The sequence below is a fragment of the Pseudomonas sp. BRM28 genome, from assembly GCF_002939405.1.
Taxonomy (GTDB): Bacteria; Pseudomonadota; Gammaproteobacteria; order Pseudomonadales; family Pseudomonadaceae; genus Aquipseudomonas; species Aquipseudomonas palmensis.
In genome coordinates this window covers 2,752,826-2,777,622 of the sequence record NZ_PEFV01000001.1, presented here as the reverse complement: position 1 = coordinate 2,777,622, position 24,797 = coordinate 2,752,826, and the positions used below count along the sequence as shown (strand labels likewise).

General features: G+C 64.9%; 20 protein-coding genes. 9 read left to right on the top strand and 11 right to left on the bottom strand.

Features of this window, described 5'->3' with window-relative positions:
* Positions 1-25 precede the first annotated feature (25 nt).
* The 3 genes from CR917_RS13260 to CR917_RS13250 form a co-directional block, all read right to left on the bottom strand.
* Entirely contained in the window at positions 26-2,155 is a 2,130-nt protein-coding gene (locus CR917_RS13260) for a TonB-dependent receptor domain-containing protein (protein WP_229590261.1), read from the bottom strand.
* A 297-nt stretch (positions 2,156-2,452) separates the two neighbouring features.
* Positions 2,453-3,592: a glycerate kinase gene (locus CR917_RS13255; protein ID WP_054914526.1), complete on the bottom strand. Its 1,140-nt coding sequence runs from the start codon at positions 3,590-3,592 to the stop codon at positions 2,453-2,455.
* Between the two features lie 134 nt (positions 3,593-3,726).
* The gene (locus tag CR917_RS13250) at positions 3,727-4,827 is read right to left on the bottom strand and encodes a sugar diacid recognition domain-containing protein (RefSeq protein ID WP_043862760.1); all 1,101 of its coding nucleotides are present in this window, start codon (positions 4,825-4,827) and stop codon (positions 3,727-3,729) included.
* A gap of 160 nt (positions 4,828-4,987) precedes the next feature.
* Here CR917_RS13250 and CR917_RS13245 point away from each other — a divergent pair, with 160 nt between their 5' ends.
* On the top strand, positions 4,988-6,292 hold the full coding sequence (locus tag CR917_RS13245; RefSeq protein ID WP_078480999.1) for an MFS transporter: 1,305 nt from the start codon (positions 4,988-4,990) through the stop codon (positions 6,290-6,292).
* A gap of 135 nt (positions 6,293-6,427) precedes the next feature.
* The gene (locus CR917_RS13240) at positions 6,428-7,435 is read left to right on the top strand and encodes an aldo/keto reductase (protein ID WP_043862758.1); all 1,008 of its coding nucleotides are present in this window, start codon (positions 6,428-6,430) and stop codon (positions 7,433-7,435) included.
* Here the strand turns inward: CR917_RS13240 and nahK are convergent.
* The 3 genes from nahK to CR917_RS13225 form a co-directional block, all read right to left on the bottom strand.
* Complete coding sequence (gene nahK / locus CR917_RS13235) at positions 7,413-10,061, bottom strand: hybrid sensor histidine kinase/response regulator NahK/ErcS' (RefSeq protein WP_078481000.1); 2,649 nt, start codon at positions 10,059-10,061, stop codon at positions 7,413-7,415. The genes CR917_RS13240 and nahK overlap by 23 nt on opposite strands.
* Entirely contained in the window at positions 9,991-11,154 is a 1,164-nt protein-coding gene (gene nosP / locus CR917_RS13230) for a nitric oxide-sensing protein NosP (protein ID WP_054914528.1), read from the bottom strand. Before nosP ends, nahK begins: the two co-directional genes overlap by 71 nt.
* A gap of 219 nt (positions 11,155-11,373) precedes the next feature.
* Positions 11,374-12,555 carry a porin gene (locus CR917_RS13225; protein ID WP_043860154.1) on the bottom strand — a complete coding sequence of 394 codons (1,182 nt, stop codon included), beginning with the start codon at positions 12,553-12,555 and terminating at the stop codon, positions 11,374-11,376.
* A gap of 337 nt (positions 12,556-12,892) precedes the next feature.
* Between CR917_RS13225 and CR917_RS13220 the strand changes: the two genes are divergently transcribed.
* Together CR917_RS13220 and CR917_RS13215 are read left to right on the top strand one after the other, a co-directional pair.
* Positions 12,893-13,963: an enoyl-CoA hydratase/isomerase family protein gene (locus CR917_RS13220; protein WP_043860155.1), complete on the top strand. Its 1,071-nt coding sequence runs from the start codon at positions 12,893-12,895 to the stop codon at positions 13,961-13,963.
* A gap of 16 nt (positions 13,964-13,979) precedes the next feature.
* Complete coding sequence (locus CR917_RS13215) at positions 13,980-15,131, top strand: acyl-CoA dehydrogenase family protein (RefSeq protein ID WP_043860156.1); 1,152 nt, start codon at positions 13,980-13,982, stop codon at positions 15,129-15,131.
* A gap of 67 nt (positions 15,132-15,198) precedes the next feature.
* On the opposite strand, the gene CR917_RS13210 is transcribed toward CR917_RS13215, so the two are convergent.
* Genes CR917_RS13210 through pedF form a run of 3 tightly spaced genes read right to left on the bottom strand, consistent with a single transcriptional unit; the run spans position 15,199 to position 17,330 of the window.
* Positions 15,199-16,125, bottom strand: a complete 927-nt coding sequence (locus tag CR917_RS13210; RefSeq protein ID WP_104572447.1) for a quinoprotein relay system zinc metallohydrolase 1 — start codon at positions 16,123-16,125, stop codon at positions 15,199-15,201.
* Between the two features lie 8 nt (positions 16,126-16,133).
* Positions 16,134-16,889 carry a quinoprotein dehydrogenase-associated SoxYZ-like carrier gene (locus CR917_RS13205; protein WP_104572446.1) on the bottom strand — a complete coding sequence of 252 codons (756 nt, stop codon included), beginning with the start codon at positions 16,887-16,889 and terminating at the stop codon, positions 16,134-16,136.
* A gap of 3 nt (positions 16,890-16,892) precedes the next feature.
* Positions 16,893-17,330, bottom strand: a complete 438-nt coding sequence (pedF, locus tag CR917_RS13200; protein ID WP_043860159.1) for a cytochrome c-550 PedF — start codon at positions 17,328-17,330, stop codon at positions 16,893-16,895.
* Positions 17,331-17,603: 273 nt separating this feature from the next.
* Between pedF and exaA the strand changes: the two genes are divergently transcribed.
* Positions 17,604-19,475 carry a quinoprotein ethanol dehydrogenase gene (gene exaA / locus CR917_RS13195; protein ID WP_043860160.1) on the top strand — a complete coding sequence of 624 codons (1,872 nt, stop codon included), beginning with the start codon at positions 17,604-17,606 and terminating at the stop codon, positions 19,473-19,475.
* Positions 19,476-19,577: 102 nt separating this feature from the next.
* The gene (locus tag CR917_RS13190) at positions 19,578-20,228 is read left to right on the top strand and encodes a pentapeptide repeat-containing protein (RefSeq protein WP_043860161.1); all 651 of its coding nucleotides are present in this window, start codon (positions 19,578-19,580) and stop codon (positions 20,226-20,228) included.
* A gap of 17 nt (positions 20,229-20,245) precedes the next feature.
* On the opposite strand, the gene CR917_RS13185 is transcribed toward CR917_RS13190, so the two are convergent.
* Complete coding sequence (locus CR917_RS13185; RefSeq protein WP_043860162.1) at positions 20,246-20,890, bottom strand: response regulator transcription factor; 645 nt, start codon at positions 20,888-20,890, stop codon at positions 20,246-20,248.
* 156 nt (positions 20,891-21,046) lie between these two features.
* On the opposite strand from CR917_RS13185, the gene CR917_RS13180 reads away from it, so the two are divergent.
* Together CR917_RS13180 and CR917_RS13175 are read left to right on the top strand one after the other, a co-directional pair.
* Positions 21,047-21,583, top strand: a complete 537-nt coding sequence (locus tag CR917_RS13180) for a PQQ-dependent catabolism-associated CXXCW motif protein (protein ID WP_104572445.1) — start codon at positions 21,047-21,049, stop codon at positions 21,581-21,583.
* A gap of 45 nt (positions 21,584-21,628) precedes the next feature.
* Complete coding sequence (locus tag CR917_RS13175; protein ID WP_043860164.1) at positions 21,629-22,294, top strand: response regulator transcription factor; 666 nt, start codon at positions 21,629-21,631, stop codon at positions 22,292-22,294.
* Here CR917_RS13175 and CR917_RS13170 read toward each other — a convergent pair whose 3' ends face one another.
* A complete protein-coding gene (locus CR917_RS13170) occupies positions 22,295-23,098 on the bottom strand; it encodes a hypothetical protein (RefSeq protein ID WP_100632773.1) in 804 nt (267 codons plus the stop codon).
* Positions 23,099-23,690: 592 nt separating this feature from the next.
* Here CR917_RS13170 and CR917_RS13165 point away from each other — a divergent pair.
* Complete coding sequence (locus CR917_RS13165; RefSeq protein ID WP_043860165.1) at positions 23,691-24,764, top strand: 3-deoxy-7-phosphoheptulonate synthase; 1,074 nt, start codon at positions 23,691-23,693, stop codon at positions 24,762-24,764.
* Positions 24,765-24,797 lie beyond the last annotated feature (33 nt).

Genomic DNA, 24,797 nt, shown 5'->3' with positions numbered 1-24,797 from the left:
GCACGTCGGTGCTGGCCGCGCTGGCTTAGAAGTTGTAGGTCACGCCGGTGAAGGCGCCGAAGCCGTCGCCCGGGTACAGCGACGCGACGTCCCTGCCCTGGGAGTTGTAGGTCGGCAGCACGGCGGTCACGTAGTCCTGGTCGGTGATGTTCTTCAGGTCCAGGTACACCTGCCAGGTCTTGCCCGGGTCGTCGTAACCCAGGCGCGCACCCCACAGCGTGTAGGACGGCGCGTAGAAGCTGTTGGCGTAGTCCACCGAAGTCTTGGAGGCGGTGCGCACGTTGACCCCGGCGTAGAAACCGCTGGCCCACTGGTACTGCAGCTCGCCCTGATACACGTGCTTGGGCAGGCCCGGCAGTTCGTTCTTCTTGAACAGCGGGTCGTTCTCGTAGTGGAAGTCGTTGAGGGTGTAGGCCTGGCGCCAGGTCAGGCTGTCACCGTTGGCGCCTTCCCACAGGCGGGTGCTCAGGCCGGCCTCGATGCCCTGGTGGATGGTGGGCGTGGCATTGGAGGTGGACACCACCGCAGCAGAGGTGGCGGTGGCCGGCAGCACTTCGACGTTGAGCAGCTCGTTCTTGACCCAGGATTTGTAGAACGCCAGGCTGCCGTCGAAGATCCCCGACTTGCCCTTGATGCCGAACTCCACGGTGTTGGCCGCTTGCGGCACCAGTGGCTTGGCGTAGTTGCTGGTGACCCCGGAGCCGGAGCTGGACCAGGAGCTTGGCGGGTCGATGGTGCGGCTGGCGTTGGCGAACAGCTGCACGTCCGGGGCGATGTAGTAGCGCAGGCCGATACGCGGGGCCAGCTTCCACTCGTCGTACTTGTAGTGGCTGGGCAGGCCGCTGGTGTTGGGGCGGTCGCTGTAGGTGACGTTGATGTCACGCTTGATCTCGATCGCCGACACGCCGGTGGCCAGGTACAGGTTGTCGGTCAGGCCCAGGTCGTTGCCCAGGGTGAACACATGGTCGAACGAGCCGTCGTACTCGACCTGCTTCTGCAGAATGCCCAGGTCCTTGTCGCCCTTGTAGGTGCGTGCGCCGGAACGGATGTGCTGGGTACTGCTCCAGCCCGCGGTGGTGGTGCTGGGCAGGCCGAACAGCTGGTCGGTGCGGCTGTACTTGAGCGAGTAGTTGATGTCGCGCCAGTCCCAGTAGTTGGGGTTGACGGTGCTTTTGCGGCTGAGAATCTGCGGGTAGTTGTGGTACACCAGCCCGGCTTCGAGGGTGGCATCGTCATCGAAGGTGTAGGTGGTCTTGCTGCCGACCCAGGTCGAGCCGCGCTTGGTGGAGTCGCCACGGGTGGCGTAGGTGGCGGCGTTGGTCTGTTTGGAGTTCTTTTTGAGCTGCGCCAGGGTCAGGGTGCCCGAGTTCTCGTGGTATTCCTCGCGGTAGCGGATGTACAGACGGGTTTCGAGCTTGGGGTTGAAGCGGTAGCCGAAGTTGCTGACCACCCCCTTGGCCTTGGTGAAGGTGAAGTCCTGGTAGCCGTCGCGGCGAGCGTTGTCGACGCTGACGTAGTAGTCGGCATTGCCGGCCACGCCGCCGGTGCTCAGGGTCTGCTTCTGCCAGCCGAAACTGCCGCCTTCGAGCTTGATGCGGTTGCCCGGTGCGGTCAGCCCGGAGTTGGTCACGAAGTTGATCGCGCCTCCCAGTGAAAGTGCGCCGTATTCGAAGGCGTTGGCACCGCGCAGTACTTCGGTGTAGTTCAGGCCCTGGGTATCCAGAAGTTCATAGGGCGTGCCACCGGCGCCGGTCAGTGCAAGGCCGTCGAAGAGAAACTTGGTGCCTTCGCGGAAATAGCCGGGCGAGGTATTGGCGCCGGAGCCGCGAATGGAAATCTTGATGGCATCGTTGCCACCGGCAGCTTGGGCGTAGACGCCGGGCTGGTACGCCAGGGTGTCCTCCAAGGTGGCCGAACGGCCCTTTTCGACTTCAGCCTGGGTGACCAGGCTGGTACCGCCGGCGACCTCGTCGAGTTTGCTCTGCGCCGCCTGCACAGGGCTCTGTTTGGCGGCCTGCACGGTAACCGTACCCAGGCGCTTGTCGCCGCTGGTGTCGGTGTCGGCGGCCGAGGCCAACGGGATGAAGGTTAATAGTGCGCTGCTTACAGCGAACAGGGATGAATGTCGCAATACTGCCGAAGTTGCCCAATGCACGCGTTTCAAGGTCTTGCTCCCCACCTGATTAAAATTAGGCGAGTTTCTATTGGTATAGTCAATCTCACAGGGACTATTGCAGCGAGCGTGCCAACTGGCGAAGTGCCTTGTTTAAAGGGGTTTAGTTATAAAGCGGCAAGTAATCGAGTGTTGTATTCGAGGGCTAGTGTCGGGAGGGTGTTGCCAGGCGAACAGTTGCCAGTTGCTGATCTATGTATATAACCGGTAAGGCCGGCGCCTACAGGTTGGCCGCTGTCTGTAGGCGCCGGCCTTGCCGGCGAAGCAGTAGTGGGCTTGTTACAGACCCTGGTGCAAGGCCCACAGCCGCGCGATGTCCCGCGCCCTGTCGCGCAGCAGTGGCGCTGCCTGCTCGCACGCCTGCTGCAGGCTCATCGGCCCGCTGGTCAACGCAAATGCCGCATCGATGCCATGCTCATACAGCGCCTGGTAGCCCTCGCCCAGGGTGCCGGCAATCACCACCACCGGCACGCCGTGACGCCTGGCTATGCGCGCCACACCGAACGGAGTCTTGCCGCGCAGGGTCTGCGCATCGAAGCGCCCCTCCCCGGTGATCACCAGGTCGGCACCGCGTACCGCCGCCTCCAGCCCGGCCAGCTCGGCCACCACTTCGACCCCAGCACGAAACTGCGCGCCCATGAAGGCCTTGGCCGCAAAGCCCATGCCGCCCGCTGCGCCACAGCCCGGAAACGCCCGAACGTCTTCCTCCAGCAGGCCGGCGCAATGGTCGGCAAAGTGCCCCAGTGCATGGTCGAGCAAGGCGACCTGGGCGGGGCTCGCCCCCTTTTGCGGGCCGAAGATCGCCGAGGCACCATTGGCCCCGCACAGTGGGTTGTCGACGTCTGCGGCCACTTCCACCTGCACGTCGAGCAGGCGCGGGTCCAGCCCGCTGCTGTCCAGCCGGGCCAGGTGCGCCAGGGCCAGGCCGCCCGGTGCCAGTTCAGCGCCCTGGGCATCGAACAGCCGCAGCCCCAGCGCTCGCAGCATCCCACTGCCGGCATCGTTGGTGGCACTGCCGCCGATGGCCAGGATGATGCGCTGTGCCCCGGCATCCAGCGCCGCGCCGATCAGTTGCCCGGTGCCATAGGTGCTGCTGCGGCAAGCATCGCGCTGGGCGAGGCCGAGCAGTTGCAGGCCGCTGGCCTGGGCCATTTCGATGATGGCGGTGTGGCTGTCGGCCAGCCAGCCCCAGTGGGCCAGTACCGGTGTGCCGAGCGGGCCCTGCACCTGCAGGCTGCGCTGTTCGCCGCTGCAGGTCGCCACCAGGGCCTGCAGGGTGCCCTCGCCGCCATCGGCCATCGGGCAACTGACCAGCTCGGCCTGTGGCAAGGCATCGGCCAGCCCCCGGGCGATGGCAGCGGCCACGTCTTCGGCGCTCAGGCTGTCCTTGAACGAGTCGGGGGCGATGACGATTTTCATGCGGTGTGCTCCTTATCCAGATGAGCTGCATGCTGACAGTTGCGCCGGCGGCGGGCGTCGGTCGGATGCACAGGCGGGCGCAAGGTTATTTGTTCAGTTGGACAATGAACCGACCAAGCGGCCCGCACAGGCAATCAACTGTTCACGGGCAACAACTGCAACCCCAGGTACAGGCTCAGCATCCCTTCCAGCCGCATCGGGTCCACCCCGCTCAACTCGGCCACCCGTTCCAGTCGGTAACGCAAGCTGTTGCGGTGAATGCCCAGCGCCTCGGCGCACGCCTGGCTCTGCCCGTCGTGGGCGCACCAGGCCCGCAGGGTGGCCAACAGTTGCCCGTTGCTGTCCTTGGCACGCAGCCGTTGCAGCGGTTGCAGCAGTTCGTCCAGCGCATCGTCGTTGCGATGACGCCACAACAGCGCCGGCAGCCGATAGCGCGCCAGGGTCAGCAGGCGCTGGCGGGGCAGTACCTCGCGCCCGTAGGCAAGCAGGTCGCGCACCCGACGATAACCGCGGCGCAGGTTGTCCAGCCCTTCGGCCGGGCCAGCCACTGCCAGGCGCTGCACGGTCCAGCCCTGGGCCTGCATCTTGTCCAGCAGGCGCTGTTCGTCCAGCGCCACCGTCGCCGGGCGGCACCACAGCAACGACTGACGTGCCGGGCTCACGCACCAGCTGTCGGGGTAGCGCAGCATCAGCCAGGCCGCCAGCGGCTCGGCGGCCGGGCCCTCCTCCAGCTCGAACAGGCACGGGATACGCGTGAGCTGGGGTTTGAGACCCAGTTGCCGAGCCTCGTCCACCAGCCGGGTGGCGTCGCCGTTGCCGCCCAGCAGCAAGGCCAGCAGGTCATCGCAGCGCTGCTTGCGCCACTGCTGCTGCACTTGCAGGTGCCGTTGGGCCAGCAGCATCTCGGCGGTCATGCGCACCAGTTCGGCGTAGGTGCGCACCTGCTGCGGGTCGCCGGTGATGCCGAGCACGCCGATCAGGCGCCCGTCCAGCAGCAGCGGCAGGTTCACACCCGGCTGCACGCCCTTGAGGCATCTGGCGGCCTCTTCGTCGAGCTCGACGATGCGCGCGTTGGCCAGCACCAGTTGCGCGCCTTCGTGGCGGGTGTTGATACGCTGCGCCTCGCCACTGCCCAGGATCAACCCCTGGCTGTCCATGACATTGACGTTGTAGGGCAGAATGGCCATCGCACGGTCGACGATATCCTGTGCCAGGTCGTGGTCGAGCTCGAACATGGGCGGATCCTTGTGGTCGCAATGGTTGGTCGAGGGCACAGCGGTGCAGCGCAAAGGCTGTGCAAAAGCACAAAGACAGCGTCCTCTGGCTCAAACAGACTCGTCATGACAACTGCCTCGACGCAGTTGCGGCGATAAACATAAAAACAGAGAGAGAATCATGTCATACCGCCCTGCCCCTGACCAAGGCCACGACATCGACCGCAACGCGCTGTACCGGCGCATCACCCTGCGGCTGATCCCGTTCATCTTCATCTGCTACCTGTTCAACTACCTGGACCGCGTCAACGTCGGCTTCGCCAAGTTGCAGATGCTCGACGCGCTGAAGTTCAGCGAAACCATCTACGGCCTGGGTGCCGGCATCTTCTTCATCGGCTACGTGCTGTGCGGCCTGCCCAGCAACCTGGCGCTCAACCGCTTCGGGCCACGGCGCTGGATCGCGCTGATGATGATCGCCTGGGGCACGCTGTCGACCTGCCTGCTGTTCGTCACCACCCCCATGGAGTTCTACGTGCTGCGCCTGTTCACCGGCGCCGCCGAAGCGGGGTTCTTCCCGGGTATCGTGCTGTACCTCTCGCGTTGGTTCCCGGCGCAGCGGCGCGGGCGCATCATGGCGCTGTTCATGTCGGCGATCCCGGTGTCGGGGCTGCTGGGCGGGCCGTTCTCGGGGTGGATTCTCAACCACTTCGCCGCCGGCCAGGGCGGCCTGGCCGGCTGGCAATGGATGTTCCTGATCCAGGGCGTGCCTACCGTGGTGCTCGGCTGTCTGGCGATCGTGCTGCTCAGCGATGGCTACGCCAAGGCCGGCTGGCTGACCCCGGCGCAGCGCCAGGCGGTTGAGGCCGACCTGAACGCTGACGCGGCGGCCAAGCCGAAAACCGCCAGCGACAGCCTGCTGTCGGTGCTGGCCAACCCGTTGATCTGGACCTTCGGCTTCATCTACTTCTGCATCCAGAGCGGCGTGTATGCGATCAACTTCTGGCTGCCATCGATCATCAAGAACATGGGTTTCGACGATGCCCTGCTGATCGGCTGGCTGAGCGCCATCCCGTACCTGCTGGCCGGGCTGTTCATGCTGCTGGTGGGGCGTTCGGCAGACCTGCGCAACGAGCGGCGCTGGCACCTTGTGGTGCCGATGCTGATGGGCGCGGTGGGGCTGCTGATGGCGGTCAACTTCGCCCACAGCCCGGTGATCGCGATACTGGGCCTGAGCATCGCGACCATGGGCGCGCTCACCGGCCTGCCGATGTTCTGGCCGATGCCCACTGCCCTGCTCACCGCGGGCACTGCGGTGGCGGGCCTGGCGATCATCAACTCGGTGGGCCAGATGGCCGGGTTCCTCAGCCCGTACCTGGTGGGCTGGATCAAGGACCAGACCGGCTCGACCGACGTGGCATTGTATTCGCTGGCGGGGTTGATCGTGGTGGGCAGCCTGGTGGCGCTGCGGGTGTCGCGCTCCAGCTGACGACCGCTTCGCCGGCAAGGCCGGCTCCTACGGGCCTGAGGGCCGTTCACACGATTGTGCGGGAGCCGGCCTTGCCGACGAAGCTTTCAACCCTGTAAAACAGCTCGACCCCCTCCCGCAAAAGGATGCTCGAGCATGATCTACCGTCCCCTGGGCCGCAGTGGCCTGCAGGTTTCCGCCCTCACCCTGGGCAGCATGATGTTCGGCGAGCAGACCAGCACCGAAGACTCGCTGCGTATCATCGACAAGGCCTGGGACCAGGGCATCAATTTCATCGATACCGCCGACGTGTACAACGCCGGCCGCTCCGAAGAAATCGTCGGCGAAGCCATCGCCCGCCACCGTCACGACTGGGTGCTGGCCTCCAAGGTCGGCTTCGGCCCGGTCGACGGCCTGCCCAACCGCAGCGGCCTGAGCCGCAAGCATATCTTCAATGCCATCGACACCAGCCTCACGCGCCTGGGCACCGATTACCTGGACATCTACTACCTGCACCGCGAAGACCACGCCACCCCGCTGGAGGTCAGCGTGGCAGCCATCGGCGACCTGCTGCGCCAGGGCAAGATCCGTCACTGGGGCGTGTCGAACTTTCGCGGCTGGCGCATCGCCGAGGTGTGCAACCTGGCCGAACGCCTGGGTATCCCCAAGCCTGTGATCAGCCAGCCGCTGTACAACATCGTCAACCGCCAGGCCGAAACCGAGCAGTTCACCGCTGCAGCCTTTCACGGCCTGGGCGTGGTGCCCTACAGCCCGCTGGCGCGTGGGGTGCTCAGCGGCAAGTACGCCCCCGACGCCACCCCGGACGCCAACAGCCGCGCCGGGCGCCAGGACAAGCGCATCCTCGAGACCGAATGGCGCAGCGAGTCACTGGCCATCGCGCAGAAGATCCACGCCTATACCCAGGCCAAGGGCGTGGGCATGGTCGAGTTCGCCATTGCCTGGGTGCTCAACAACCAGCACGTCAGCTCCGCCATCGTCGGCCCGCGCACCGAAGCGCAGTGGGACACCTATGGCGGTGCGCTGCAGGTGAAGATCACCGCCGAAGACGAAGCCTTCATCGATTCGCTGGTTACCCCCGGGCATGCCTCCACCCACGGCTACAACGACGCGGCACACTTCGTCAGCGGGCGCCAGCCACGCTGAGTTCGCAACCGATCAGGTGGCTGATGGCGGCCTTGAGCTTCATCGGCCGCACCGGTTTGTGCAGCAGGCTGTGGCCCAGGTCGCGCACCTGCTGCTTGAGCTCCACGCTGTAGTTGGCAGTGATCATCAGGGCCGGCAACGGCGTGTGCCGCTGCGTATTGATCGACCCGACCGCCTCCAGGCCGTTGCGGTCGTTGTCCAGGTGATAGTCGACGATCAGCAGGTCGGCCCACTCGCTGTCCAGCGCCACCTGGCGGGCCAGGTCCTGCTCGCTCAGGGCGGTGACCACCGAGCAGCCCCACTGCTCCAGCAGGCTGCGCATGCCCGCGCAGATCGCCGCATCGTTGTCCACCACCCAGATACGTGCGCCGTCCAGGCGTTCGGTCAGCGGCTCGACCTGTGACGGTTGCGGCTCGCGCCGGGGCGCACGCTTGCTGCGCGGCACCTCGATGGAGAACACCGAGCCCTTGCCCGGCGTGGAGCGCAGGTGCACGCGGTGGCCGAGAATGCCGGCGATCTTGTCGACGATGGCCAGGCCCAGGCCCAGGCCGCGATCCTGGTCGGGACGCTGCAGGTCGCCGCGCTTGAACTCCTGGAACACCTCGGCGCACTTGTCGGGGGCGATGCCGATGCCGGTGTCCCATACCTCGATGAACACCCGCTGCCCACGCCGCCGGCACCCGAGCATCAGGCGCCCCTGCGGGGTGTAGCGGATGGCATTGCTGAGCAGGTTGCGCAGGATGCGTGCCAGCAGCTGGATGTCGCTGCGCACCCGCAGGCTGCTGCGCACGTAGCTCATGCGCAAGCCTTCGCTGGCGGCGGCATGGGCGTACTCGGCGGCCAGGTTGTCGAGCAGGTCGCTGACGGCGAAGGTCGCGACATCGGCCTTGATCACCCCGGCATCGAGCTTGGAGATGTCGACCAGGGTGCCCAGCAGGCTTTCGACGTCATCCAGCGAATTGCTGACGTTGCGCACCAGCGCCGGGCTTGCACAGTTCTGCTCCTGCAGCGCGCTGGTGAACAGGCGCGCGGCGTTGAGCGGTTGCAGCAGGTCGTGGCTGACCGCGGCAAGGAACTTGGTCTTGGACAGGTTGGCCTGGTCGGCCTCCTGCTTGGCCTCGCGCAGGCGCGCTTCGGCGCGGCGCCGCTCTTCGATTTCGCGCAGCAGCTGCTGGTTGAGCTGAGTGAGTTCGGCGGTGCGCTCGCGCACCCGCAACTCCAGGTTCTGGTAGGCCTGGTGCAGGGCTTCGGCGGTACGCCGGCGTTCGGTGATGTCGCGGATCAGCACGAAGATCCCCACCACCTCGCCGCTGGCCAGCTGGTTGGGCACATAGGAACGCAGCATGTAGCGCTCCTGGCCGTGGGCGTTGGTTTCGGCGAACTCGAACGTCACGCTCTCGCCCGACAGTGCCCGTTCCACATAGCTCTCCAGGCGCTGGTAATGCTCGGCGCTGTGCACCTCGCGCAGGCTCTGGCCGAGCATTACCCCGCGCGGCCAGCAGTACCACTGCTCGTACACCTTGTTGGTGAACTCGTAGACCAGGTCGGCGTTGAGGTAGGCGATCAGCGCCGGCACGTGGTCGGTGATCAGGCGGATCCAGCGCTCGCTCTCGCTCAGCGCCTCGGCATGCTGATAGCGCTCGGTGATGTCGGTGAAGGTGTTGACGAAACCGCCGGCCGGCAGCGGATGGGTACGGATTTCGAGCATGCGCCCGTCGAACAGGCGCTGCTCCAGTTCATGGATGCTGCGCCCGTTGGCATCGGTGCTGGCCGGGGTGAGCAAGGCCAGCTCGCTGTCGGCGATCACCTCGGCAAAGTCGCGATGGGCGGCAATCGGGGCCAGCCCGCTGAGTTCCAGGAAGCGCCGGTTCCACAACTCCAGCACGCCGTCGGCATTGACCATGGCCACCCCCTGGGACAGGTTGTCGACCGCACGCTGCAGCAGGTGCGACTTCTGCGCCACGGCCTGTTCGCGGCGCTGGGTTTCGCTGAGCTTGATCTGGGTGATGTCGGTGAACAGCATCACGCAGCCGCCGCCCTGGGTCGGCCGCTCGCTGACCTGCAGCCAGCGCCCGCCCTGCAGGCGGTACACCATGTGCTCGGCGCTGGGGCCGCGTTGTTCTTCGCAGAACAGCCCGGTGCTCTGCATCAGCCGCTTGATCTCGGCCAGGCGCATGCCGCCGATGATGCGGATGCGGCTGTTGGCCCAGAACGCCTTGAAGCGCTGGTTGAACAGCACGATGCGCTGCTGCGGGTCGAACAGCACGAAGGCGTCGGAAATGCTTTCGATGGCGTCCACCAGGTACTGGTGCGCGGTTTCGGCGCGCAGCCGCGCATCGCTGAGCAGGTGGTTGCTGGCCTTGAGTTCGGCCATGGCCTGGTTCAGCGCATCGGTGCGCTCGCGCACCTGCTCGGCCAGCACCACCGAGTGCTGGAACGCCGCATAGGAGTCGTCCGGGCGCGCGGCGCCCGATTCCTGGCGTTCGATCAGGGCGGCGTTGATACGGCTGAGCTTGCGGTTTTCATGCTGCAAGCGGGCGATCAGCGCGGCCTGGTCAATGTCCACGGCGTGCACGGGGCTGGCCAATGGCGACGCCGGTGAACGTCTGGTTGATGTGCATGCCATTGAACTGTTCTCCATAGGAGTTGAACCCCACCACAGGCTGCTGCTGCAAAAAGGCGCCGACGGCTTCGAACTCTGCGCTGCCTTCCAGCTCCAGGCGGCGCAGGAAGCAGTCGCAGCCGATGGTCAGCAGCAACGGCCCGAGGCGTTCGCGCAAGCCGTCGAACAACGCGCTCAGGTTGGGCAGCAGGGGCCCGGGGCGCATGGCGGTGAGCACGATGCCGTTCTCCACCGCGCAGTAGAAACTCAGGCTGCCGTCGTCGTGCACCTGCTGGATGGCCCGCACGTAGTAGCGCTCGTTGATGCGCACCGCCAGCGGGTGGGCGGCGAAGGTGCGGTGGTCGAGCTGTTCGGGGGGCACGCCGATCAGCGCGGCGTATTCCTGCGCGGCGGGTTCGGCATTGAGCTCGTAGACCCGGCGCAGGGTACTGTCGGCGCGGGTGACCACGAGCTTTTCCTGGCGCGGCTGGATGTGGTGGGTGGTGAATACCTCGAAATCCAGGCAGGTATTGACCAGCAGCACCACGGCAGCGCTGCTGTGGAAGGCGCCGTCGAAGTACACATGGGTGTGGTGCAGGTAGTTGTCGTCGCCGGCCGAGCCGCCGAAATGCGGGATGTCGCCCAGGGCGGCACTGAGGGCGGCAAGCACGGTTTCCTCACGGCTGGACAGCCCGTCGAGCAGGGTCAGGGCGAAGCTGTGGCCCTTGATCGGGGCCAGGGTGTTGCTGCGACAGTCGCCGACCAGGCGCTCGACCATCTGCTGCGCGTCGATCAGGCTGAAGTACTGCATGGGGGCGATGAGTTCGGCGGCAATCGAGAACATCCGGTAATCGAAGCCCAGCGCGGTGATGCAGCCGCGGCCGTAGCCTTCGGGGGTGATTTCGCCGGCGCTGGTGCAGCCTGCAAGGCGGATGCCGCCCAGGCTCTGTTGCAGCGAGTGGGCCAGGGCTGGCAGGTCGTATTCGGCGGAGCAGAAGAACAGCACGAAGCCCAGGTGCGGGTGCAGCAGCTGACGGGCCAGGTCCTGTGCGGCCTCTTCGGCGACACTGGCGCGCGAGACGGCACTGACAATGCCCTCGGCGGGGGGGTGGTGCATGACGGCCTCCGGCGGGGGCTTTAACGGATGGGCCCAGTGTACGAAGGGGCTGGAGAGGGTCGAATGCTACTTGGGTAGTGGGTGGGGGTGGCATTGGTTGTAGGTTTGCAAGGGGGGTGCCCTTTCGCTGGAACGCCGGCGCCCACAGGTTTGCCACTGACATGAAGAACAGTGGCATCGCTGTGGGCGCCGGCTTGCCAGCGAAGGGGGCGACGCGGTTTACCAGGTCAGCACGGCACCCAGGGCCAGCGTATCGGTGTCTTCGTTCTGGCTGCTGCCCTCATGCCCGCGGATTTCGAACTGGTTGTATTCGGCTACCAGGGTGAGGTTGGCATTGATGTCGCGGAACAGCGCGATGCCGCGGGTCTCGTAGTCGGCGCCGGTGTTGACCGCGCCGTTGCCGTCGTCCTTGGTCTTGCCGTACGACAACGCCAGGCGGTTCTTGCCGAACTTGTACGAGCCCTGCATCAGGTAGCCCTTGCTGTCGACCTCGCGCAAGGTGGCTTCCCCGGCGTTGTTGGTGAAGAACGGGTTGATGCCCTTGGCGGTGAAGCCGGAACCGGTCAGCGAGAAGGCGCCCATCTTGGCCTGTACGCCATAGCCCAGGCCCTTGGAGGTCACCGAGTCGACGTTGTGGTCGGTGTTGTCCGAGGTCTGGTAGCCACCGTTGATCCAGCTGTAGATCTTGGCTCCCCCCAGGTCGAACTGGTAGGTGATCTCGCTCTCGGTGCGCGGATTCTTCTGGTAGGCCTTGCCCACCGCGCTGTCATCGTTGGTATCGACCGGGTCCATGATGCCCACGGCGATGCGCAGGCCATCCATCACCGGGGTGCGGTAGGTGATCTGCGCAGTGGGGAACGGGTACGGGTAGCCGGTGCCGATGTTGCCGAACGATACGCCGCCACCGTCCACCAGGCCGAGGGTGTCACTGACCTGGCCATAGCCGGCCAGCAACTCGTCGAGCAGGATGTTGGAACGGGCGAACAGGCCGAAGTCCTTGCCGATCAGTACCTCGCCCCACTCCGAATTGGTCACGGTGCCGTAGAACTGACGCACGTCGATGGCCGTGTCGGTGCCGTTGGTTTCACTGTCGTTGATGGTGACCCAGAACGAAGCGCGCCCGCCCAGCTTGAGGTCGTCGATCTGACGGGTCATGTTGAAACCCAGGTAGTTGGGCAGAAAGCCCATCTTGACCCGGGACTGGCGACGGTCGAACTGCTCGCCGTCACGGTCGACCTTGCTGTTGACGTAGAAGGCGTTGATGTAGCCGTCGGTGGAAAAGGTCGTGTCGTCCTTGTCGTACAGCATGATCTCGGCCTGGGCCAGCGGGGTCAGGCCCAGCGCGGCAAGGCTCGCCACCAAGGGCAGGAAACGTGTATGGGCATTCTTATTGTTGTGCATGACGCTCTCCGCAAACGGGTGGACGGTTGTCGGAGGCGATTATCGAAAAGCGGCGCCGCGCGCCCTACGCTGCCTTGGGGGCAAGGCGCTGCTGCTTTGGCGAGGCGCGAGGTGCCAGGCACCGGGGAACTAATCCTGTGTCCGCCAGTGTCACAAGGCTAAAGTGCCAGCACCCGCTCCGGATGGCCGAGACCACCATGCAAAAATGCAGACAGGCACTGCAGTTTTGTCGATTGTAATGGGCAAAATTGCACTGTTACGATCCGACGATCCTTGAATTCATCTCCACGGCGCGACAAATCATGTGGAAAATCAATAACAAAGCAGGGAGACAGCGATGACCGCGCAAGCGCATTCCCCGGTCGATACCAACGTACTGGCTACCGTACGCAACCATGTAGGCCATCTGACCCTCAACCGCCCCGCCGGCCTCAACGCCCTGACCTTGCCGATGGTGCGTCAGCTGCAGCAGCAGCTCGACGCCTGGGCCGTCGACCCGCAGGTTCACGCAGTGGTACTGCGTGGCGAAGGCCCCAAGGGTTTCTGCGCCGGCGGCGACATCCGTTCGCTGCATGACAGCTTCAAGGCAGGCGACAGCCTGCACCGCGACTTCTTCGTGGAAGAGTACGCGCTGGACCTGTGCATTCATCACTACCGCAAGCCCATCGTTGCCCTGATGGACGGCTTTACCCTGGGCGGCGGCATGGGCCTGGCCCAGGGCGCGGAGCTGCGTGTGGTCACCGAGCGCAGCCGCCTGGCCATGCCCGAAACCGGCATCGGCTACTTTCCGGACGTGGGCGGCAGCTATTTCCTGTCGCGCATCCCCGGCGAACTGGGCACCTACCTGGGGGTGAGCGGCGTGCAGATCCAGGCGGCCGACGCGCTGTACTGCGGGCTGGCCGACTGGCACGTCGACAGCGCCAGGCTGAGCACCCTGGATGAACGCCTGAACACGCTCAAGTGGAGCGAGCACCCGCTCAAGGACCTGCAGGGCGTGCTGGCCAGGCTGGGCACCCAGGCCCTGGACAACCCTCCCCTGGCTGCACTGCGCCCGGCCATCGACCACTTCTTCGCGTTGCCCGATGTGGCCAGCATCATCGAGCAGCTGCGTGCCGTGACCGTCGGCGACAGCCACGAATGGGCACTCAAGACCGCCGACCTGCTGGCCACGCGCTCGCCCCTGGCGATGGCGGTGACCTTGGAGATGCTGCGCCGCGGGCGCCACCTGAGCCTGGAGGACTGCTTTGCGATGGAGCTGCACCTGGACCGGCAATGGTTCGAGCACGGCGACCTGATCGAAGGTGTACGCGCGCTGATCATCGACAAGGACAAGCAGCCTCGCTGGAACCCCGCCACCGTCGCCGAGCTTTCACGCTCGCGGGTGGATCAATTCTTCGAAGGCCTGTGAGGGCCGGAGTACGCACATGCAAGACCTGGAACTGACTGAAGAACAGATCATGATCCGCGACATGGCGCGCGACTTCGCCCGTAACGAGATCGCCCCGCATGCTCAGGCCTGGGAAAAGGCCGGCTGGATCGACGATGGCGTGGTGGCCAGGATGGGTGAGCTGGGCTTGCTGGGCATGGTGGTGCCCGAGCAATGGGGCGGCAGCTACACCGACTACGTGGCCTATGCACTGGCGGTGGAAGAGATTGCCGCCGGCGATGGCGCCACCGGGGCGTTGATGAGCATCCACAACTCGGTTGGCTGCGGCCCCCTGCTCGCCTATGGCAGCGACCTGCAGCAGCAGACCTGGCTGGAGCGTCTGGCCACCGGCCAGGTGATCGGCTGCTTCTGCCTTACCGAACCCCAGGCCGGCTCCGAGGCGCACAACCTGCGCACCCGTGCCGAGCGCGTGGGTGATGAGTGGGTGATCAACGGGTCCAAGCAGTTCGTCAGCAATGCGCGGCGCGCGGGCCTGGCGATCGTGTTTGCGGTGACCGACCCGGAGCTGGGCAAGAAAGGGTTGTCGGCGTTTCTGGTGCCGACCGACAACGAAGGTTTCGTGGTCGATCGCAGCGAACACAAGATGGGCATTCGCGCCTCGGACACCTGTGCGGTGACCTTGAACAACTGCCGTGTGCCGGCAGCCAACCTGCTGGGCGAGCGTGGCAAGGGCCTGGCGATCGCGCTGTCCAACCTTGAGGGCGGGCGTATCGGCATTGCGGCTCAGGCGCTGGGCATTGCGCGCGCGGCGTTCGAGGCGGCGCTGGTGTATTCGCGTGACCGCATCCAGTTCGGCAAGCCGATCAACGAGCACCAGAGTGTGGCCAACCTGCTGGCCGACATGCAGGTGCAACTCAATGCGGCGCGGTTGTTGATACTGCATGCGGCGCGTTTGCGCAGTGCGGGCAAGCCGTGTTTGAGCGAGGCTTCGCAGGCCAAGCTGTTTGCTTCGGAGATGGCCGAACGGGTGTGTTCCAAGGCCATCCAGGTGCATGGTGGGTATGGTTACCTGGAAGACTACCCCGTGGAGCGATACTACCGCGATGCGCGGATCACGCAGATCTATGAGGGCTCGAGCGAGATTCAGCGCATGCTGATTGCGCGGGAGTTGAAGCACTATCCGTTGTAAAGGCGCGGTTTGATGTGATGCCGGGCCACCATGGCCTGTCAGCCTTGTTGGCCCGGCCCCAGACCTTCTAGCGATCCACCCGTTTGAGCACCTGCCGCTCATACTGCGGGTACAGATGGCTCACGCTGCGAATCAGCTCGTACTGACTCAACGCTATGCCCGCAAACCGCTGGGGTATCGGCGTGGCAATCACCTCGGTCATGTCCAGCCCCTGCGCCGCACTCTCACGCATCACCTTGTCCAGCCACCCCAGGTAATCAACCATCTGCGCAAACGGCGCACGGTCCGTGGCCAGCGGGCCGTGCCCCGGCACCAGCACCTTCCACGGCAGCGCCTCGAGCCGCTGCAGATCCTGTAGCCACACCGCCAGGCCAGGGGTGTTGGGCGTGGTCAGCGCACGCTGGTAGAACAACAGATCGCCGGCAAACAACACTCCGGTCTTCTCGTCGAACACCGCCAGGTCGGCACCGCTGTGACCGGTCAAGGCCAGCAGCCGCAGCCGGTGCGAACCGAACGCACGCTCACCCGCCGCCACCGGCTGGTCGGGCAGGCGTACCTGGGTGCCACGCATCCAGTCACCCACCATGCGGTACATGTTCTCGGCCAGGCCATCACCCTGCTCCTCCAGCAACTGCGTGGTGCCAGGCAGTGCACCGACAGACACACCGGCAAAGGCCTGGCTGCCCAGCGCATGATCGGGGTGGTGATGGGTCAGCAGCACCTGCACCACCGGCTGGTCGGTGACGCTTTCGATGGCTTTGCGCAAGGCCTGCCCATAGCGCAGCGACGGACCGCTGTCGATCACCACCACGCCAGCCTCGGTGACGATGAAACCGGTGTTGACGATGTTGCCGCCGTTGGTACGGGAGAAGTGCTCGGTGCTGCCCTCCAGCACATAGGTGCCGGCCGCGATCTGGCGCGGCGCCAGGCGATAGTCCAGGTCGGCCAGGCTCGGCAGGCTGACACACGCCAGCAACAGCAACAGTACTCGCATCACGGTCCTCACTCGATGGCAGCGTCGAACTGGTTGCCGTTGTTGTCACGCAGCACCAGGCGGGTAGCCCCCTGGTTGAGCAGGTCGAAGCCCAGGCTGGGGTTCTCGCTCACGGCAGGAAACAGTTCGAGGGTGGCCAGCGACTGGCCCTTGGCATCGAACAGCTCGGCGTGTTCGATGAAGAATTCGGGGATGCCGCCAGTCAGGCCGTTATCCATCGGGTGCGACACGTCCAGGCGCACGCGGCTGAAGGCTTCGCGCGGGTAGCGTGCACCCAGTACCTGGCCCAGACGCTCTTCCCAGCCGGGCTGGCTGCGTACCACGCTGGGCGCCGTGCAGCCACCGCCGGCGGCATCGATCAGGCTCGAACCGATGTGCCAGGTACCGTCATCGGTCAGCACGGCCGCCCGCAGCGGGGTGGCCTGCTCGATGCGTATGCGCACAGCCAGCCACGGCAGAACCTGCGGGCCGGGATGGAAATCGACGACCCGCGGTATCGGGTTGAGTTCGGCCCATACGAGTATGCGCTGCACCTTGCCCGGCAACGCCCGGGCATCGACCTGCAACGGCACCTGTCGAGCGTCCTCGGCGAATGGCGGGGCAATCACCCGCACGCGCTCATCAAAGACGTAGGGCTCATCCTGGAGCCACTGTTTGCGATAGAACTCCCACATCACCGACGGCACCGGATCGGCACCCGGCTGTATTGCACAGGCCGGGCCGGCCAGCAGCAACGCGGCCAACAGCAACGGTACCCGGCGCATGGCCTATTCCTCGATGTGCACGCTGTCAAGGTAGGTACGCACCGCCCACAACGCTTCCTGGCTCAGGTAGTCGGCCATCTTGGGCATGTACACGCGCCCGTCACGCACCGCGCCGTTGCGTACCCGCTCCACGAACCATTCATCGCCCGCCTCGCCCTCGTCCAGCAGGCGCAGGTCGGGGGCGATGCCACCGGACTTGGCTTCCAGGCCGTGGCAGGCCGCGCAGTTCTGGTTGTAGGCCGAGGCGCCGATGGACACTGCCTCGTCATGGTTGGGGCCGTTGCGGTAGGGGTTGGTTTCACGCCACTCGTCACCGAGTTTTTCCAGGGTGCCGGTGTTGACCGCCGACGGGGTCACGTTGCCATGGGCGAACACCGCCCCGGTACTCATCAGGCCGGCCATCAGCACGGCGCTCATCCAGGCGTTTTTCACTGTTGTCATTGTTCTGCCCTCGACTGCTTTGTCTGTACGGTTTGCACGCAGGCACCTCGCGATACCGGGGTGCTGCCGGGCATCTTAGAAAGCGCACTCCAGCGCCCCCATGCTGCTTTGGTGGTCGCGTGCTACTCCCTTGGTAGTAGGGCTTGTGGGGCAGTGCCAAATCATGCGCCGACTGGGACATTTTCCCGCTCAGGGCGGGAGTTTTTCCGTATCTGCGCAGGCGGCGACGATCCAGTCTAGGCAGGCACAAAACCTCCATTGGGAACACCCACTATGACAATAAGATCGTTACCCGCCGCGCTTTCCCCACTGTCCATGGCTGTGCAGGCCGTCCTGCTGGTCTCGAGCCTGGCCCTGGCACCGGCGGCCAACGCCAAGCCGGTGACCTGGGAAGACATCGCCAACGACCACCTCAACACCCAGAACGTGCTGCAGTACGGCATGGGCACCAATGCCCAGCGCTGGAGCCCGCTGGCCATGGTCAACGACAAGAACGTGTTCAAGCTGACCCCGGCCTGGTCGTACTCCTTCGGTGACGAAAAGCAACGCGGCCAGGAATCCCAGGCGATCATCAACGACGGCGTGATCTACGTCACCGGCTCCTACTCGCGGGTGTTCGCCCTGGATGCCAAGACCGGCAAGCGTCTGTGGACCTACAACCATCGCCTGCCGGACAACATTCGTCCGTGCTGTGACGTGGTCAACCGTGGCGCTGCCATCTTCGGCGACAAGATCTACTTCGGCACCCTCGATGCCCGCGTGATCGCGCTGAACAAAGACACCGGCAAGGTGGTATGGAACAAGAAATTCGGCGATCACAGCGCCGGCTACACCATGACCGGCGCCCCGACCCTGATCAAGGATCAGAAGAGCGGCAAGGTGCTGCTGATTCACGGCAGCTCCGGTGACGAATTCGGCGTGGTCGGCCAGCTGTATGCCCGCGACCCGGAAACCGGTGAAGAAGTGTGGATGCGTCCGTTCGTCGAAGGCCACATGGGCCGCCTGAACGGCAAGGACAGCACCCCTACCGGCGACGTCAAGGCGCCGTCCTGGCCGGACGATCCGACCACCGAGACCGGCAAGGTCGAATCCTGGAGCCACGGTGGCGGCGCCCCATGGCAAAGCGCAAGCTTCGACCCCGAAACCAACACCATCATCGTCGGCGCCGGCAACCCTGGCCCGTGGAACACCTGGGCACGTACCTCCAAGGACGGCAACCCGCACGACTTCGACAGCCTGTACACCTCGGGCCAGGTCGGCGTCGACCCGACCACCGGTGAGGTCAAGTGGTTCTACCAGCACACCCCGAACGATGCCTGGGACTTCTCGGGCAACAACGAACTGGTGCTGTTCGACTACAAGGACAAGGACGGCAAGCAGTACAAGGCCACCGCGCACGCTGACCGCAACGGCTTCTTCTATGTGGTGGACCGCACCAACGGCAAGCTGAAAAACGCCTTCCCGTTCGTGGACAACATCACCTGGGCCAGCCACATCGATCTCAAGACCGGTCGCCCGGTCGAAAACGAAGGCCAGCGCCCTGCCAAGCCATTGCCAGGCGAAACCAAGGGCAAGCCGGTGGAAGTCTCGCCACCGTTCCTGGGCGGCAAGAACTGGAACCCGATGGCCTACAGCCAGGACACCGGCCTGTTCTACGTACCGGCCAACCACTGGAAAGAGGAATACTGGACCGAAGAGGTCAACTACAAGAAAGGGTCGGCCTACCTGGGCATGGGCTTCCGCATCAAGCGCATGTACGAGGACCACGTAGGTTCGCTGCGTGCGATGGACCCGACCACCGGCAAGGTGGTGTGGGAGCACAACGAGCGCCTGCCGCTGTGGGCCGGCGTGCTGGCCACCAAGGGCAACCTGGTGTTCACCGGTACCGGCGACGGATACTTCAAGGCCTTCAACGCCAAGACCGGCGAAGAGCTGTGGAAATTCCAGACCGGCAGCGGCATCGTTTCGCCACCGATCACCTGGGAACAGGATGGCGAGCAGTACATCGGCGTGACCGTCGGCTACGGCGGTGCAGTACCGCTGTGGGGTGGCGACATGGCCGAGCTGACCAAGCCGGTGGCACAGGGTGGATCGTTCTGGGTGTTCAAGATCCCGGCCTGGGATACCAAGACCGCCAAGCGTTGATCTGAGCGTTTTCGCGGGTCAAGTTCGCCACCACAAGGGATCACCAAACCTGTGGGAGCGGGCTTGACCCGCGTCTGCTTCCAAACTGCCAAGGAGATTCCCATGAAGTATCTGCCCCTAGTGCTCGCCGTCGCCCTGTCCCCGGCTTTTGCTGCCGACGACGAACTGGAACCACAGCCGCTGAAGATCAACGGCTGCATCATCCAGCCTGAAAGCCAGTGCCCCGGCGCCAACCTGCAGAACGCCGACCTGAACAACCAGGACATGCGCAAGATGAACCTGGCCGGTGCCGACCTGCGTGGCGCCAACCTGCGTCACGCCAAGCTCGACCTGGCCAACCTGGAGAAAGCCAACCTGCAAGGCGCCAACCTCACCCGTGCCAGCCTGCAGCAAACCAACCTGCGCGTGGCCAACTTCACCGATGCCACGCTGATCGCGGTCCAGGCCTGGGGCATGTACGCCCAGGGCGCCAACTTCAATGGTGCCAACCTCAGCGCCGCCTACCTGGAGTTTGCCCGCCTGTCCGGCGCCAAGCTGCACAATACCAACCTGCAAGCCGCCGACCTGGAAATGACCTGGCTGAGCAGGGCCGACCTTGTGGGGGCGAACCTGGCCGATGCCAACCTGCAGGAAGCCAAGTTCGGTGAAAGCAACCTGGAGAAAGCCGACCTGCGCGGCACTCGTCAGCACTACGCCAACTTCCAGGACAGCAACATGGAAGGCTGCCAGGGTTGCCCGAGCACCTGGGACTAGGTGCCTGCGTACACAGCCTACGCCGCTATACGCAGCAGGCCGGCTTCGATTGCCAGGTGCACCAGTTCGGCATGGGAGCTGACCTGCAGCTTGCTCTTGAGCAAGGTCAGGTAGTTGGAGACGGTCTTGGCGCTGATGCACAGCTGCTGGGCTATCAACCGGGTCGGCGTGCCCTTGGCCAGCATCAGGAAGATTTCGATCTCGCGCTGGGTCAGCCCCTGCAGGCGAGCATTGCCGCCACCCTGCCCCGGGTGCGGCTGACAGGCCAGCTGGGTGGCCAGCGGTTGCTCGATGTAGGCATGCCCCGCCAGTACCCGGCGCACGGCTTCAAGCACCACCGCCGGCGCTGCCGCCTTGGACAGAAACCCGCAGGCCCCCGCGTCCAGTGCCTGGCGAACCAGGCCCAGCTCGGTGTGTTCGCTGAAAAACAGCACGCGCAGTTGCGGCAGGCGCTGACGCAGGCGCCGGGTGGTTTCCAGGCCGCTGATGCCGGGCAGGTCGAAGTCCATGATCACCAGGCCGGGCAGTTCCTCCTGCACCTGCTGCAGGGCCTCCTCGCCGCTGCCGGCCTCGCGAACTGGCAGGCCATTGAGCCCTTCGCCCAGAAAGTGGGCCAGGCCCAGGCGGATCATCGGGTGGTCGTCGACCAGCAAGATGCCCATCGCGCAGTACTCCTGTAGTGGCTATACCCCATGCTAGAGCCGCTGGCGAGCACGGCCGCTACTACTTTGGTACTGCCCGCGCTGTCGATGGTCGCATTCACAAAGCGCCAGTACTGGCCTGTAATACCAGGCATAACAAAAACGAGACTGCCGACCATGCTGCTGCGTGCCTTGTTCGCTTCTGCCTGCCTGACCCTGGCGGTGCCCGCCAGCGCCGACACGGCGCTGTTCACTGCCGACGGCTACCGCGCCACCCTGTACCGCAGCCCTACCCCCGATAAGGCGCCGCCGGCGCAGACCCTCGATACCGCGCAGCTGCAGGCTCTGCTGCAACAGCAGCCCCCGCCGTTGCTGATCGACGTGTACAAGCGCCCCTGGCTGCATGGACGGTTCATCGACAGCGAGCCGCATGCCAACCTCCCCCACAGCCACTGGCTGGCCAACACCGGCGATGGCCAGCTGGACGCCGCCTGGGCCCGCTATTTCAGCCGCCACCTGCAACGCCTGAGCCATGGCGACAAGCAGCGCGCCATCGTCTTCTACTGTCGCTCCGATTGCTGGCTGAGCTGGAATGCGGTCAAGCGCGCCGATGCACTGGGCTACACGCGGCTGTACTGGTACCGTGATGGCCTGGATGCCTGGGAGAATGCCGGGCTGCCGGTACACCCCGCGACACCCGAAGCGTTCCCCTGACTACTGTCTGCCTAGCGGTCAACCACAACAATAAGGTGCAAAGCCATGTACAAGATTCTGATCGCCGACGACCACCCGCTGTTTCGCGAAGCGATCCACAACGTCATCACTGACGGCTTCCCTGGCAGCGAGGTCATGGAAACCGCCGACCTGGACAGCGCCCTGAGCCTGACCGGCCAGCATGACGACCTGGACCTGATCCTGCTGGACCTGAACATGCCCGGCATGCATGGCCTTGGCGGGCTGATCAACCTGCGCAACGAGGCGCCGACGATCCCGGTGGTGATCGTCTCGGCCGAGCAGGACAAACAGGTGGTGCTGCAGGCAATCACCTATGGCGCGGTGGGGTTCATCACCAAGTCGTCGCCGCGCTCGCAGATGACCGATGCCATCGAGCAGATCCTCAACGGCAACGTGTACCTGCCGCCCGACATCATCCGCACGCAAAAAAGCACCGGCCGGCGCAACCAGAGCGAGCATGCAGGCTTTGCCCCGGAGCTGCTGCAGGCGCTCACCCGCAAGCAGTTGCTGGTGCTCGAGCGCATGACCAAGGGGGAGTCGAACAAGCAGATCGCCTACAACCTGGATATCGCCGAGACCACGGTCAAGGCCCATGTCTCGGCGATTCTGCGCAAGCTCAACGTGCACAATCGGGTGCAGGCGATTCTCAGTGCCGGCGATATCGACTTTACCGCCTATCTGCGGCGCTGATCAGCCGGCGCCGGGCAGCGCGAGGGTCTTGCCGCTGCCCACCGGCCCCATCGTCAACAGGGTTTCGGCCAGGGTCATGGGAACGATCATGTCCTTGGCGTTCTGCGCCTTGTAGTTGATGTCGGCATCGATGTGCTGTTGCACCTGCGCCGCATAGTCGGCCGGATACTGAGCCTTCTCGATTGCCGGCAGGCTGTTGTAGTGAGCCTGCACTTGCTTGAAGAAGTCCGTCATGCGGCCGGTGGTGTTGTATTCCTGCTGCGCCTTGTCGCTGACCTCGCGACGCCACGCCTGCTCCTGGCGGGTGGTCTCCTCGAACGCGGCGCGCCGTTCGTTGACCGTGAAGGTGCCGCTGTCATCGTAGGTGATCAGCGCCAGCTGCTCGCGCGACAGGCCGGCGAACGGGTTTTCAACGGTCTTGCTGCCCACGGTCAGCGTCGCGTTCACGAACGCAGTGGCCTGTTCGGCCCGGGCCAGCAGCTCGGGGTCATCGGTGGCCGGTACTTCCTTGTCGTGGGCGGCCTTGTTGGCCGAATACGCAGCGCCGGTAATCTTGTCGAGCAGCGTCCTGGCCAACGCACCGAGTGCTGAATGGCTCAGGCCGGTATCGCGCTCGCTGGCACGGGTGGCACTTGCGGCCAGTTGACGGGCCAGGTTGGAGACACTGCTGGTGTCCTGCCCGGCGTAGGCATTCAGGGCCCTGGCGCTGCTGCTGTTGCCATGGTTGATGCCAAGGCTGGTAGGGAGGGGGCTTGCACCGGTGGTGCGGGTGGTAATGGCCGATGTGTAGTCGTTCACATGCATCGGGAGACTCCATGTGGTGGTATGCACGTCTGTGCGGCGTGCGCTGACAACGCTCCGGTGCCAGCAATCGGGCGCAAGCCTAACGCCATTTGCCGGTTGCATCCAGTTGCGCGCCTGAAGTAAGCTCGGGCAATCAACTGGAGCACAGCATGTCGTCTATTTCCCTCACTCAAGCACTGCACACAGGTCGCGTATCGCACCTGGCGGCTGTGCCTGCGTGCGCGGCACTGCCTGCCAGCGGCTTTTATTTTGGGTATTGGTTTAGCCACAGGCGCCGCTGATACCCACACCGGCGCCCACTCCCAGGGCCGCCGAACACGAGAATACTCAACCCCCGGTCGGCCCTGCCCACCGGGGGTTTTATTTTGGGCGCCGTACACCACCGACATCGATGAGGATTGCAGCATGAACCACAGCACCTATTACCGTTACCAAAGCCTTGCCTGGCGATTTAGCCACTGCCGTTCGGGCCAGCCAGCCGCCTCCGACCGGTCCAGTACAGGTGGCACGCAAACACCGACACGAAATCGAACATCTCGCTAGGGCCGAAGGCGCGGGACCGAACCCGCCTTCCGCCCAAGGAAACCCGACCATGCAAGCGTCCACCCAAGCCCTGAACCTGTCCCAACCCCAAGCTGTCGCAGCCAACAGTAGCCTCAACCTGCGCCTGCCCAGCCCGTTTCAGCTCAAGCAGCAACTGCCCTTGTCCAGCGCCCTTGGCGGCCAGGTCGAGCGCCATCGCCAGGCGGTGAAGGCGATTCTCGACGGCGAGGATGATCGCCTGCTGGTGATTGTCGGCCCCTGCTCGCTACACGACCCCCACGCCGCCCTCGAATACGCCGAACGCCTGGCTGCCCTCTCCCGCCAGGTTGATGACCAGTTGTTGCTGGTGATGCGTGCCTATGTCGAAAAGCCCCGCACCACGGTGGGCTGGAAAGGCCTGGCATACGACCCGCACCTGGATGGCAGCGATGACATGCAGGGTGGCCTTGCACTGTCCCGCCAGCTGATGCTGGGCATGCTCGAACGGGGGCTGCCGGTGGCTACCGAACTGCTGCAGCCGATGGCAGCAGGCTACTTCGATGACCTGCTGAGCTGGGCGGCCATCGGGGCACGCACCACCGAATCGCAGATTCACCGCGAGATGGTCAGCGGCCTGGGGCTGCCGGTCGGATTCAAGAATGGCACCGACGGCGGCGTGGGCATCGCCTGCGACGCCATCCGCAGTGCCGCGCATGCCCACCGCCACTTCGGGCTGGATGCCCAGGGGCATCCGGCGATCGTCGAGACCCTCGGCAATCCTGATACCCACCTGGTGCTGCGCGGCGGCCACCAGGGCCCCAACTACGATGCCGCCAGCCTGGAGCAGGCACGCCAGGGCCTGCACAAGGCCGGCATCCGCCCACGTCTGATGGTGGACTGCAGCCATGCCAACAGCGGCAAGGACCCACTGCGTCAACCTCAAGTGTTCAATCAGGTGCTGCAGCAACGCTTGCAGGGTGACCGCTCGATCATCGGCATGATGCTCGAAAGCCATTTGTTCGAGGGTTGCCAGGCACTGGGCAAGGCCCCCCTGCGCTACGGTGTATCGATCACCGATGGCTGCCTGGGCTGGGGGGCCACAGAAGCCTTGTTGAGCGAAGCGGCCACTAGCCAACGCGGGTAGACACCTGCCGCCCCGACGAGGGCGCTTCGGCGC